This is a genomic window from Paraliobacillus salinarum (assembly GCF_014083865.1).
GTDB classification, from domain to species: Bacteria; Bacillota; Bacilli; order Bacillales; family Amphibacillaceae; genus Paraliobacillus; species Paraliobacillus salinarum.
This window is the reverse complement of the sequence record NZ_JACEFA010000001.1, coordinates 95,169-107,599: the sequence shown is the minus strand read 5'-3', so window position 1 is coordinate 107,599 and position 12,431 is coordinate 95,169. Positions and strand designations below refer to the sequence as shown.

General features: G+C 36.1%; 14 protein-coding genes. 1 reads left to right on the top strand and 13 read right to left on the bottom strand.

Features of this window, described 5'->3' with window-relative positions:
• Positions 1–40: 40 nt before the first annotated feature.
• The 9 genes from fabG to HP569_RS00495 form a co-directional block, all read right to left on the bottom strand.
• Positions 41–781 carry a 3-oxoacyl-[acyl-carrier-protein] reductase gene (gene fabG / locus HP569_RS00535; RefSeq protein WP_182199125.1) on the bottom strand — a complete coding sequence of 247 codons (741 nt, stop codon included), beginning with the start codon at positions 779–781 and terminating at the stop codon, positions 41–43.
• Positions 781–1,728, bottom strand: a complete 948-nt coding sequence (gene fabD / locus HP569_RS00530) for an ACP S-malonyltransferase (RefSeq protein ID WP_182199124.1) — start codon at positions 1,726–1,728, stop codon at positions 781–783. The genes fabG and fabD overlap by 1 nt, the downstream gene beginning before the upstream one ends.
• Before the next feature lies 1 nt (position 1,729).
• Positions 1,730–2,734, bottom strand: coding sequence for a phosphate acyltransferase PlsX (gene plsX, locus HP569_RS00525; RefSeq protein WP_182199123.1), 1,005 nt, complete (start codon positions 2,732–2,734; stop codon positions 1,730–1,732).
• On the bottom strand, positions 2,718–3,314 hold the full coding sequence (gene fapR, locus HP569_RS00520; protein WP_182199122.1) for a transcription factor FapR: 597 nt from the start codon (positions 3,312–3,314) through the stop codon (positions 2,718–2,720). The genes plsX and fapR overlap by 17 nt, the downstream gene beginning before the upstream one ends.
• 89 nt (positions 3,315–3,403) lie before the next feature.
• Positions 3,404–5,443 (bottom strand): ATP-dependent DNA helicase RecG, encoded by a 2,040-nt coding sequence (gene recG, locus HP569_RS00515; RefSeq protein WP_182199121.1) that lies wholly within the window; start codon positions 5,441–5,443, stop codon positions 3,404–3,406.
• A 5-nt stretch (positions 5,444–5,448) separates the two neighbouring features.
• Positions 5,449–6,333 (bottom strand): L-serine ammonia-lyase, iron-sulfur-dependent, subunit alpha, encoded by an 885-nt coding sequence (sdaAA, locus tag HP569_RS00510; protein ID WP_182199120.1) that lies wholly within the window; start codon positions 6,331–6,333, stop codon positions 5,449–5,451.
• A gap of 117 nt (positions 6,334–6,450) precedes the next feature.
• Positions 6,451–7,113, bottom strand: coding sequence for an L-serine ammonia-lyase, iron-sulfur-dependent subunit beta (sdaAB, locus tag HP569_RS00505; RefSeq protein WP_182199119.1), 663 nt, complete (start codon positions 7,111–7,113; stop codon positions 6,451–6,453).
• 163 nt (positions 7,114–7,276) lie between these two features.
• Positions 7,277–8,944, bottom strand: a complete 1,668-nt coding sequence (locus HP569_RS00500; RefSeq protein WP_182199118.1) for a DAK2 domain-containing protein — start codon at positions 8,942–8,944, stop codon at positions 7,277–7,279.
• A gap of 86 nt (positions 8,945–9,030) precedes the next feature.
• Positions 9,031–9,393 (bottom strand): Asp23/Gls24 family envelope stress response protein, encoded by a 363-nt coding sequence (locus HP569_RS00495; RefSeq protein ID WP_182199117.1) that lies wholly within the window; start codon positions 9,391–9,393, stop codon positions 9,031–9,033.
• A gap of 404 nt (positions 9,394–9,797) precedes the next feature.
• Between HP569_RS00495 and rpmB the strand changes: the two genes are divergently transcribed.
• A complete protein-coding gene (rpmB, locus tag HP569_RS00490) occupies positions 9,798–9,986 on the top strand; it encodes a 50S ribosomal protein L28 (RefSeq protein WP_182199116.1) in 189 nt (62 codons plus the stop codon).
• 73 nt (positions 9,987–10,059) lie between these two features.
• Here the strand turns inward: rpmB and spoVM are convergent, their stop codons facing one another.
• From spoVM to rsgA, 4 genes are read right to left on the bottom strand one after another with little or no spacing between them, the layout of a single operon-like run.
• Positions 10,060–10,140: a stage V sporulation protein SpoVM gene (spoVM, locus tag HP569_RS00485; protein WP_182199605.1), complete on the bottom strand. Its 81-nt coding sequence runs from the start codon at positions 10,138–10,140 to the stop codon at positions 10,060–10,062.
• Between the two features lie 58 nt (positions 10,141–10,198).
• The gene (locus HP569_RS00480) at positions 10,199–10,867 is read right to left on the bottom strand and encodes a thiamine diphosphokinase (protein ID WP_182199115.1); all 669 of its coding nucleotides are present in this window, start codon (positions 10,865–10,867) and stop codon (positions 10,199–10,201) included.
• 25 nt (positions 10,868–10,892) lie between these two features.
• Positions 10,893–11,546: a ribulose-phosphate 3-epimerase gene (rpe, locus tag HP569_RS00475; protein WP_182199114.1), complete on the bottom strand. Its 654-nt coding sequence runs from the start codon at positions 11,544–11,546 to the stop codon at positions 10,893–10,895.
• A 2-nt stretch (positions 11,547–11,548) separates the two neighbouring features.
• A complete protein-coding gene (gene rsgA, locus HP569_RS00470; RefSeq protein WP_182199113.1) occupies positions 11,549–12,430 on the bottom strand; it encodes a ribosome small subunit-dependent GTPase A in 882 nt (293 codons plus the stop codon).
• Position 12,431 lies beyond the last annotated feature (1 nt).

Below are 12,431 nucleotides of genomic sequence, written 5' to 3'. Positions count from 1 at the left end.
GCTGTCACCCCCTTTCAATGTATTTTTTATAAGTGCATTCTTACATTACCATACCACCATCTACTTGTATAGTTTGCCCTGTAACATAAGCTGCATCATCAGAAGCAAGAAAACGAACAACATGTGCAACATCTTCTGCTTTACCTAATCGCGCTAATGGAATTAACTCTGCCATTGCCTTATGTTGCTCTTCTGTTAACTGATCTGTCATATCTGTTTCAATAAAGCCAGGTGCAACCGCATTTACTAATATGTTTCTACTAGCTAACTCTTTTGCCGCTGTTTTTGTCATTCCAATCACACCAGCTTTTGCAGCAACATAGTTTGCTTGACCTGCATTCCCGCTAATACCAACGACAGAGGCAACATTAATGATACGACCATGTCGTTGCTTCATCATTTGTCTCGTTACAGCTTTAGTAGTTAAGAATACACCTTTCAAATTCGTTTGAATCACGTCATCAAATTCAGACTCTTTCATTCTCATTAGCAAATTATCTCTCGTAATTCCAGCGTTGTTAACAAGAATATCAAGACTGCCAAATGTAGAAATTGTTTCCTTTACCATTTGTTTAACTTCTGCCTCAACAGCTACGTTCGCTTTAATCTTGATTGCTTTTGAACCCAACTGTTCAATCTCGTCAACAACTGCCTGCGCCTTCACTTCATTACCAGCATAATTCACAGCTACAACTGCGCCCTTTTTAGCTAGTTCCAATGCAATTGCTCGCCCAATACCTCTAGAAGCTCCTGTTACAAGAGCAACTTTTCCTTCAAACATTAGGATTCCTCCTTATACCACATTACAAAATCATTTAATGATGCAGGATCTTGAATTGTAAAAGTCTTCATTCTACGATTAATTTTTTTGATTAATCCAGTCAACACTTTTCCATTACCTATTTCTACAATGGCATCAACATCAGATTCTATTATGTTATTAATGATTTCTTCAAAACGAACACTGGAATACAATTGTTCCACTAATCTTTGTTTAATTTCTTCTTTTGTCGATACAATATCCGCCGTTACGTTTGCATAAGTAGGTAAGGTAATATCGTTCATTTGAATTTTATTCAATGATTCAGCAAATGACTCTGCTGCCGGTTTCATTAGTGATGAGTGAAACGGTCCGCTAACACTTAAAGGTAGTACACGTTTCGCTCCGGCTTCTTTTAATTTCGTCATCGCATCGTCTATTGTTCCTTTATCACCTGAGATAACAATTTGTCCAGGACAATTTAAATTAGCGATTTCTATAATTTCATTTGTCTCCTGTGCAATCTTGTCTAATTCAATTTGAAGCTGATTCTGCTCTAATCCAAGTACTGCAGCCATTGCGCCTTTTCCTTTGGGATAAGCTTCCTCCATCAATCTACCTCTCGTTTGAACTAATGAGAGTGCGTCTTCAAACGAAAATGCCTTCGCTGCTACAAGTGCACTGTACTCTCCTAGGCTATGCCCTGCTACAGCACTAGGAGTTATTCCTTCTTCCTCTAATAGTTTAGTTATCACACTACTAACTAACAAAAGAGATGGTTGTGCATATTCAGTCTGTGTTAATGTTTCAATCGGACCTTCAAACATTAAATTTGTAATATCTGTCTGGAGTATAGCATCGGCTTGTTCAAACATCGATTGAGCAGTAGGTGATTCTTGAAATATTGCTTCACCCATGCCTACTTGTTGTGACCCCTGTCCTGGATACACAAAAGCAACTTTTTTCATTTTATTCCTCCTCTGGGAGTGTACCAATCTTAGCTACTGTTTTTTCTATCGTTTCTGTTACATTGTTCTCTACCATGTAACGTGCTTGTTTAATTGCACTATAAATAGCCCTTGCATCTGAAGAACCATGTGCTTTGATTACTGGTGCGGATAGACCAAATAAGCCTGCACCACCATATTCAGCATAATCAAGCTGATTTTTTAACGCCTTTAAGTGATCTTTCATCATCATTGCTGCAAGCTTAGTTTTCAAATTAGCGAAAAATGATTGTTTTAACATAGCAAACAAGCTTAGAGCTGTTCCCTCAATCGATTTTAATGCGATATTCCCGCTAAACCCATCTGTTACAACCACATCAGCTTTTCCTTCTAATAACTCTCTTGCTTCAATATTACCAACAAAATTAATCGGCGCATCCTTCAACATCGTAAATGCTTGTTTCGTTAATTCATTGCCTTTCCCATCTTCTGAACCAATATTTAATAGTCCTATTTTAGGTTCTTTCACTCCCCGAACCTTTTCAACATACACACTTCCCATAATTGCATATTGTAGTAGATGCTTTGGCTTGGCTTCGACATTAGCACCAACGTCTAATAGTAAAAAACCTTTTTTATCAATCGTTGGTAAAGTAGGAGATAACGCTGGACGTTCTATCCCTTTAATTCTTCCAACATGAAATAATCCTGCACTCATTAATGCGCCAGTATTTCCGGCTGAAATACATGCGTCAGCTCTATTTTCTTTCACTTCTTTGGCCATTAAGACAAGTGACGCATCTTTTTTTCTTCTCACTGCTCTAACAGGTTCATCTTCACCAGTAATAACAGTAGTAGTATGCATAACGGTGATACGTTCAGAATCTGTTAAATATGGTTTGATTTTTTCCTCATCACCAATTAAAATAATCTCCAATTTATTCATATTTTTAATGGCTTTCATTGCGCCTTCAACAATAGCTTGTGGCGCATGATCTCCACCCATGGCATCAATTGCTAGTTTCATTATCATCTGCTCCTTTTTGCTCGCTTGATCGATACATATCAAAAACCCCAGAGAAAACTATTTCATTATCAACATAACTATCAACCGCTACTTTTGTACGTCGATTCTTAGTTGATGAAGAAACAACTTTTGCTTTGGCAACGACTCGCTCTCCTTGCTTTACTTGTCGAGTGAACTTTATATCCGCCTTCATTGTCAAGGCTAGCTCATCATTAATAACAGCAACCGCCAAAGAATTGGCTTGTGCAAATAGATGGTGCCCACGAGCGATATGATTACGTGAAAAGACATGTTCTTGCCCAATATCTAAAATAGATATTGCTCTATCGTCTAATTCCAAATCAATCACTTCACCAATCACTTCATCTATCGGCAAAGCTTTAACCGTCTCATTCCATTGATCTGTAGCAACTGATTTAATTCGTTCTCTAAGCTCAGGTATAGATAATTCCATACGATCTAAACGTATCGTTTGAATGCTAACATAAAATTGATTCGCCAATGCTTCATCTGTTATAAATGGTGACTCTTCTATTGTTTGACGAAGTTTTTCTTGTCTTTGTTTTTTTGGCAATTTCATTACTTCACCATCCTAGTAAAATAAATACGTTTTATGACTAGGTACTAATAGTAATATATAATACCTCTCTCGTTCTTGCAAGTCATTTTTTAATCAAATGTTACCTCACCGTCATTAAACGTTTGTTTTAAATATTTATTTAGAACTTGATAATTAGTATCCTTTGTCAATAGTTGGTTATAAACAATAGATTGCGCATCATTTCTAGCCGTTTCAAGTGCACGATAGTCCTGTACAATATCAGCAACTTTAAACTCTGGAAGTCCACTTTGTTTTTTGCCGAAAAAGTCACCAGGCCCCCTTAATTGTAGATCCTGCTCCGCTAATTCAAATCCATTTGTCGTTTCCGTCATAATCTTCATGCGTTCTTTACCTACATCACCTTTTGGATCAGCGATTAAAATACAATAACTTTGAGCATTTCCACGCCCAACACGCCCTCTAAGCTGATGAAGTTGGGATAAACCGAAACGCTCTGCATCATAAATTACCATTACTGTTGCATTTGGAACATTTACACCAACTTCTACTACAGTGGTGGAAACTAATACTTGTACTTGATTCGATGCAAACTGTTGCATCACTTCTTCTTTTTCATCATTATGTAATCGACCATGTAGTAGTCCTACATCGATTTGGTAAGAAGAATACGCTTCTTGTAATTGTTGGTACAAATCGACTGCATTTTGAATATCCAACTTATCTGATTCCTCAATTAATGGACAGATAACATAAGCTTGAAAACCTTGCTCGACCTCTTTTTGAATAAATTGCAATACTCTTGTTAACATATTGTCTTTTACCCAATATGTTTCTACTGGTTTTCTACCTACTGGCATTTCATCGATTTGGCTAACATCCATATCACCAAAACTTGTAATTGCCAACGTTCTTGGAATTGGGGTTGCTGTCATGAACAAAACATCTGGATCAATTCCTTTATCTCGCAATGCTTTCCGTTGATTTACGCCAAAACGATGCTGCTCATCGACAATAACTGTACCTAAATTAGCAAAATGAACATCTTCTTGAATTAATGCATGTGTCCCAACAATAATATTAATTGATTTCTTCTCAACCATGGCTAATATTTCTTTGCGCTTTTTCCCTTTAACCGATCCTGTCAATAAAGCGATCGAAACATCTTCTCCAAATAATGCTTGCAAAGATAACATATGTTGCTCTGCCAATATCTCGGTCGGAACCATTATTGCCCCTTGTTTACCAGCAATCACAGATGCATAAAGACTTATTGCCGCAACAGCTGTTTTTCCCGAACCAACATCCCCTTGTAATAAACGATTCATCCGATACGGTGAACGCATATCTTGAAGAATCTCTTGTAAAGATCGATTTTGCGCTTTCGTTAATTGGAAAGGCAGTTTATCAATAAATTGATTAACAAGTGCAAGATCGAAAAGCTGACTATTCCCTTGTGTTCGTTCTCTATTATTCTTTCGCAACAATTGCATTTTCAATTGAAAAAGCAACAGTTCTTCATAGATAAACCTTCTTTTCGCTTGCTTTAATGCTTGAAAACTAGTAGGAAAATGTATTTCTTGCAATGCCTTTACGCGTGTAAGCAGCTTATAGCTAGTTAAATAAGTAGAGGGTAATAGTTCATCAATTTGCCCTTCATATTGTGCTAATGCCTTTTTTATTATCTTTTTTAATTGAAAGGATTTAATCGGTTGCTTTACGTAATAAACAGGTTGGATTGGTTGATCTGTTTTCGCCTTCCCTTTTTTATATTGCTCAACCGTAATTTGCAATCGATGTTGATCCCATTTCCCTGTCAATGTGACGATATCTCCTGGCTCAAGTTGTTTTTTTGCAAAGGGACGATTAAACATCACACCCTTTACTATTGCATGTTCAACTTGAATACGTAAGACAAGTCTAGATTTTTTACGACCATAATACGTTACAATAGGATCACCAATGACTTGACCTTCGATGGTAACTTTTTCATCATGTATTAATTCACTTAATGGTTTAATTTCATAATTTTCATAGCGATTTGGAAAATAAAATAATAAATCTTGAACAGTTTTAATCCCTATTTCCTCTAATTGTTCTTTTAATTTTTCTCCTACCCCATCAACAGTATTAATTGGCCAATTCATCAATGCATTCACTCTTTCGTAACATTATTTCCGGCAATTTGAGCTGCTAAGGCTCTACCAGTCGGGGTTGCCGCCAGTCCACCTTCAGCAGTTTCTCTTAACGAACTAGGCATTTGTTTACCTACTCGATACATTGCACCAATTACTTCATCACACGGAATTTTACTCGTTATACCAGCAAGCGCCATATCGGCTGACACAATAGCGTTTGAGGCACCAGCGGCATTTCTTTTCACACAAGGTACTTCTACTAAACCAGCAACAGGGTCACAAACTAGACCTAGCATGTTTTTCAGTGTAATCGCAAATGCCTCTGCACTTTGTTGTGGTGTTCCACCTGCCATCTCTACAACAGCTGCTGATGCCATCGCAGCCGCCGAGCCCACTTCAGCCTGACATCCTCCTGCAGCACCAGATATAAAGGCGTTATTCGCAACAACAAAACCAAATGCACCTGAAGTAAACAGGAAATCAATCATTTCTTCTCTAGTTGGATTCAAACGCTCTTTTACAGCAAACAAAGCTCCGGGTACACATCCTGCACTACCCGCTGTTGGTGTAGCACAAATAATTCCCATTGCTGCATTTACTTCGTTCGTTGCCACAGCTTTACTTACTGCATCAAGTACTAAATCACCTGATAAAGAATTACCGGTTTTTATGTATTCTTGTAAGAGCAATGCATCTCCACCAACGAGTCCTGATTGTGAATGCGCACCCTTTAATCCATCCTCTACTGCTTTTTCCATAACAGATAGATTTTGTTCCATTTGGCCGATAATCTCTTCTCTTGATCTATCATGTATATCCATTTCTTGTCTAATCATTGCTTCAGCTATTGTTATATTTTCATTCTCCGTAATGGAGATTAATTCTGCTACTGTTCGAAACATGATGTAATCCTCCTCAAAACTGTAAAACCTTCATAAAAACCAGCATCATTAGCATACCTGGTAACTTCTATGTACATATTTAGATTTATAGTTAATTATTATTTTTATTAAATTGAATCAATCAACAATTTTTGACACTCGCAAAATATGGTTGGAACTTGATAATTCTTGCTCAATAAATGGTTCTATATTTTGATCTAATTCAATTACCATTAGGGCTTCTTTGCCAACGTCCTTTCTAGACACTTCCATTCTACCGATATTGATCTCATGCTTAGCTAAAACTTGTGTGACAGCAGCGATTGCACCAAATCGATCATTATGCATAATTAAAATAGATGGATGATTCCCAGAGAGGTGGAGCTCAAAACCATTCAATTCCGTAATTTCGACTTTTCCCCCGCCAATTGAAATACCTACAAGCTCCATACTCTCTGAAGCATTTCCTATTTTCATTCTCACTGTGTTCGGATGATCAACAGCTGTATCTTCTTCATGAAAATTTATTTTAATTCCTTTATCTGTGGCAATTTTAATTGCGTGACGGATTTTTTCATTGGCTGTATCATAATCTAACAGCCCTCCAACTACAGCAACATCGGTTCCATGCCCTTTATATGTTTTTGCAAATGAACCATAAAAAATTATTTCGGCATAAGTTGGCTCTTTACCGAACAGATTACGAGCTGCTCTCCCAATACGCGCAGCACCTGCAGTATGTGAACTAGATGGCCCTACCATCACTGGACCAATAATATCAAAAACAGATTTGTATTTCATAAATATACCTCATTTCATTGTCCTTCTATAAACAACAACACATATTATAGTATAACTTTTTCATTGTTAGTTGAAAAGCTAGACTGCATAGTAATTAATGCTTTCCTCATTCACAACTTTGATTGCATAAGAAAAGCCCAGGAATTAACCTGAGCTTGATATATTATTCAATTGAAAAGATAAAAGAATAAATAGGTTGTTGTCCATTATGAACTTCAATTTCTATATCCTCATACGTTTGTTCTAAAAACTCTTGAATAGCCTGAACTTCTGATTCTGTTGCATCTTCACCTTGCAAGATAGTAATAATTTCATCATCTTCAGAAATCAATTCATTCAATAATTGTTTTATAACAGACAGTTTATCTTCATCAGTAGCTTTTATTTTTCCATCAGCTAGTCCCATGAAATTACCGTTGCCAATTGTCATACCATCAATTTTCGTGTCCCTGACAGCATACGTAACTTGCCCAGTTTTCACTTGTTGGCTAGCTTCTAACATAGCCTCTTTATTATCATCTAATGCTACTTCAGGATGAAATGCCAGCAAAGCACTCATACCTTGAGGAATCGTTTTAGTAGGCACAACTACTACTTCATCTTCGCTTAATTGAGCTGCTTGCTCTGCAGCCATTACAATATTTTTATTGTTTGGTAAAATAATAACCTTTTTAGCATTAGCTTGTTTAATTGCTTCAGCAAGATCTTGAGTACTAGGATTCATCGTTTGTCCACCTTGAATAACAACAGATGCTCCCAAGCTCTCAAATAGCTCCTTAATGCCGTCACCCATCGCAACTGAAATAATGCCATACTCTTTCTTTTGCTCTGGCTTTTCTTCTTTAGCAGACTTGTCACCTACAATAGAAGTATGCTGTTGACGCATATTTTCGACTTTGATACTAATAAAGCTACCAAAACGTTGGCCTAGATTTAATGCTTGACCAGGATATTCAACGTGGACATGGACTTTAATAATTTCATCATCTGATACCACAAGTAAAGAATCTCCCAATTCACTTAATTCATTACGAAAAACTTCTTCGTCATATGGATTATCTTTTAATTTATCTTCTTCAAATTGAATCATAAATTCTGTGCAATAGCCGAACTCAATATCTTCTGTTTGCATAAAATCTTGTGCTAACTTATGGTGTTCTGCATTAACCATATCATCCATCTTAGCAGTAGACGTATTAATTTCCGGTAATTCCTCTCCTTTTAATGAAGCAAGGAATCCTTCATATATTACAACTAATCCTTGACCACCACTATCAACAACACCTACTTCTTTTAAGACAGGTAATAGATCTGGTGTAGACTTTAAAGATTTTTTTGATGCTTTTACTACTTCTTCCATGAATGTAATAAAATCATCTGTCTCTTCCGCCAGTTTTTCAGCTTGTTTAGCTGTATCTTTCGCTACTGTTAAAATTGTTCCTTCTACCGGTTTCATTACCGCTTTATATGCTGTATTAACACCAGATGTTAATGCCTTTGCGAATTCTTTTGGTGTAAGTGATGAAGCACCATCTACCCCTTTAGAAAATCCGCGGAATAATTGAGATAAAATTACACCAGAGTTTCCTCTAGCTCCCATTAATAGTCCCTTTGCTAATGCATCAGCAATTTCTCCTACACTATTTGCAGGTAGGTCTCTTACTTCATTTGCACCAGATGTCATAGACAAATTCATATTTGTACCTGTATCTCCATCTGGAACAGGAAAAACATTTAGTGCATCGATCATTTGAGCATTGTTTGTTAAGTGATTTGCACCAAGAAGTACCATCTGCTGAAATGCAGGACCCTCTAACCTTTGTAACACCACTACAACTTCCTCCTTCATAAGCTAAACAACACGATTACATGTGTGTTTATGAACTACTTTGTCATTTATAAGTCAGTAATCTTTTATTATTCTGCTTGTACGCGTACACCTTGGATAAAAACATTTACAGAATGCATAGACAATCCTAAAGTTTTATCGAGTGTGTATTTCACTTGTGATTGTACATTATGCGCAACTTCGGAAATCTTTGTTCCATAACTCACAATGATATACATATCAATACTAATTAAATCATCATCTTGACGTACTACTACACCTTTTGAGAAATTTTCTTTTCGTAAAATCTCAGCGATACCATCTTTTAATTGGTTCTTTGATGCCATTCCAACAATACCATAACATTCAATAGCAGCACCGCCAGCTACTGTTGCAACTACTTCATTTGTAATAGTAACTTGCCCATCTTTTGTTTTTAACTCAATAGCCATTCTACTAATCCTCCTCTAATCTCTGAGAAAATATATTTAAATTAACTGTTTAAAGAGTTTTCTTGACTATCTTTTTTAAAAAAAGGTTTTTATTAAGCCTATTTTACAATAAGCAGATCTTTCATGAAAGTAATTTTAATGTATTTTTAATTTTGAGTTAATTCTTTTTTACTACATAGATAATTTCATTTTACCAAGACAAACCCCTTTATACAATGAACTAAACTTTAAAATCTGTCAAGTGCTTCTACTTTATATCCATTTCATTCCCCACAACACGAATAGCTTCCTATATACAAGCTGTCGATCATGATAAACTTGGAATTCTGTCATTGCAAAAATAAAAAAGGTATGATAAATTATATAAGTATGTAATGAGATAGATGTATGTAGGAGGGATAATTATGGGACGTAAATGTGTCGTTACTGGTCGTAAAACAACTACTGGAAATAACCGTTCTCACGCTTTGAACGCTAATAAACGTAAGTGGAAAGCTAATGTACAAAAAGTACGCATCATGGTTGATGGTAAACCGAAACGTGTTTATGTATCTACTCGTGCGCTTAAATCCGGAAAAGTAGAACGCGTATAATTAATTGATTATCCGGGATAACAAAAAGCACCTTTTTTATAAGGTGCTTTTTGTTGTTTTGGTAGGCTAATGACTAGTTTTTCTTGAATGTACCGATAACTACACGTACAAAGCCACCAATGAACCTCGGGAGTTTAATAGTATAAAACTTCATGAGAACCCTCCTCTTTTCCATCTGACGAAGACATGATTCATCGTAGTATATGAATCTTCTACTTAAGAAGTACATCACAGCTCTTTATTATTATTAATATGCCTCTATCAAATGAAAAAGTACCTTTTTTGGAAAGAAGCTTGTTAGAAAGACATCTAGTTGAGCCCCATGAAAGTGTATATTTATTCAGCGGATAATAAAATCCACTTAAAGATAATCCCTCTATTGTTTCAGTGAAAGAGAGGAAAGAAATATCAGTATATATTTCAGATTGTTCTACCTCATAGATTCCTGGTTCATATAATTGGATTGTATTTTGATTATCTACAATAATGGCTTTGATTTGCTTTTGCAAAAACGGTAATAGTTGTTGCACATTTGCTAAAGTATGGTCCATCCTACCGCCTGTTACTCCAAAGAAATACAATTGCTCTGGAGATCGTTCAAGTGCATATTTTACCGCTAGCTCTAGATCTGTTTCATCCTTTTCAATTGGATATGAAACAATCTGTTTAGCTTGTTCAGCTACATTTTCAAACGCTTGTTGATCGATTGAATCGAAATCGCCAACTGCAAGATCTATTGGCAATTGATATTTAAGTAAAGTGACACAGCCATAATCAGCACCTATCCAATAATCGATGACATGCTTGTACTTTTCAAGGTTAGGAATAGATTCGTCCGGTCCACCAGCAACGATTCCGATCGTGTATATGTTTTTCCTCATGTGTTTATTTTCTTCCTTTAATTGATTATTTCGCAGCGTAGCGAATTCTTTCAATTGCTTCAGCCCTATCCTCTTGACCGAAAATTGCGCTTCCAGCTACTAAAACATCAATTCCTGCATCAACACATCGTTTTGCTGTCTGTTCGTTAATCCCGCCATCAACCTCGAATTCTACATGAGGAGCAAATGCTTGGCGCCATTCATCTACTTTTTCAATTTTTTCTACAACGTCATTAATAAATTTTTGTCCACCGAAACCTGGGTTTACTGTCATAAATAAAACAAGATCTACATCCTTTAAAATAGGATATATTGCTTCCGCAGGTGTGCCAGGATTAATAACAACACCTGCTTTTATACCTTTTTCTTTAATTGCATGAATGGTTCTATGCAAATGAGTACAAGCTTCAGCATGTACAGTAATAATATCTGCTCCAGCCTTCACAAACGCATCAATGTATTGATCTGGATTATCAATCATTAAATGTACATCTAACGGCAAAGTAGTAGTTGGTCGAATCGCTTCAACTATTAATGGTCCGATTGTGATATTAGGAACAAAATGTCCGTCCATCACATCTACATGGATATAGTCTGCGCCTGCTTGCTCAACCTCACTAATTTCTTTTTTTAATTGAGAAAAATCCGCTGATAAGATAGATGGTGCAATTTTAATCATTTTTAATACCTCGGCTTTCTATTTTGAATTTCTTGATAAAATTGAAGGTAATGCTCATAGCGAAACTTAGCAATATCATTTGCTTCAACGGCTTGCTTAATTGCGCATTTTGGTTCCTTGACATGCAAACAGCCTCGGAATTTACAATCTTGCTGCCTTTCTTTCATTTCTGGAAAACATGAGGCCAAAGCTTCAAGCTCTAATGTCTCAAATTCAAGTGAACTAAATCCAGGCGTGTCCGCAACCAAACCTTGATAAATATCAACTAATTCCACATGCCTAGTCGTATGTTTTCCTCTCCCAAGGCTTGTTGAAATTTCATTGGTTTCAATATTCAAATTAGAATTTAAGCGATTTAATAGAGATGATTTTCCAACACCAGACTGTCCCGCAATAACGGATATTCGATTTGTAAAATAGTCACTTAATTGGTCTAAGTCTCTGTCATCTTTAACAGAAATCATTTCAACTTTATAGCCAATCTCCCGATAAATCGTTTGATAATCTTGAATTGCTTCAAATTCTCTACTTGAAAGCACATCTACTTTCGAAATGAATATAATTGGTTCAATATCATTAGTTTCAACTAAAATTAAAAAGCGGTCTAGCAACAGTGTACTAAAATCGGGCTCTTTTGCTGAGACAACGATAATTGCTTGATCGATATTAGCTACAGCAGGTCTTTTTAATTCATTACGTCTTTCTTTTATTTCTGTAATATATCCGTCCTTATTTTCTTGTATATCAAATACCACATTATCACCAACTAGAGGTGTTACCTTTTTTTTGCGAAAAAGTCCTCTTCCTCTACATTGATATATGTCATCTGCTGTTTTCACATAGTAAAAACCACTAAGTGCCTTCATGATTTTTCCTTCAGGCATG

Bases quoted from the DNA above. Each gene is read 5' to 3' on its own strand.
- fabG (WP_182199125.1), bottom strand. From the start codon at position 781: ATGTTTGAAGGAAAAGTTGCTCTTGTAACAGGAGCTTCTAGAGGTATT.
- fabD (WP_182199124.1), bottom strand. From the start codon at position 1,728: ATGAAAAAAGTTGCTTTTGTGTATCCAGGACAGGGGTCACAACAAGTA.
- plsX (WP_182199123.1), bottom strand. From the start codon at position 2,734: ATGAAACTAGCAATTGATGCCATGGGTGGAGATCATGCGCCACAAGCT.
- fapR (WP_182199122.1), bottom strand. From the start codon at position 3,314: ATGAAATTGCCAAAAAAACAAAGACAAGAAAAACTTCGTCAAACAATA.
- sdaAA (WP_182199120.1), bottom strand. From the start codon at position 6,333: ATGTTTCGAACAGTAGCAGAATTAATCTCCATTACGGAGAATGAAAAT.
- sdaAB (WP_182199119.1), bottom strand. From the start codon at position 7,113: ATGAAATACAAATCTGTTTTTGATATTATTGGTCCAGTGATGGTAGGG.
- HP569_RS00495 (WP_182199117.1), bottom strand. From the start codon at position 9,393: ATGGCTATTGAGTTAAAAACAAAAGATGGGCAAGTTACTATTACAAAT.
- rpmB (WP_182199116.1), top strand. From the start codon at position 9,798: ATGGGACGTAAATGTGTCGTTACTGGTCGTAAAACAACTACTGGAAAT.
- spoVM (WP_182199605.1), bottom strand. From the start codon at position 10,140: ATGAAGTTTTATACTATTAAACTCCCGAGGTTCATTGGTGGCTTTGTA.
- HP569_RS00480 (WP_182199115.1), bottom strand. From the start codon at position 10,867: ATGAGGAAAAACATATACACGATCGGAATCGTTGCTGGTGGACCGGAC.
- rpe (WP_182199114.1), bottom strand. From the start codon at position 11,546: ATGATTAAAATTGCACCATCTATCTTATCAGCGGATTTTTCTCAATTA.
- rsgA (WP_182199113.1), bottom strand. From the start codon at position 12,430: ATGCCTGAAGGAAAAATCATGAAGGCACTTAGTGGTTTTTACTATGTG.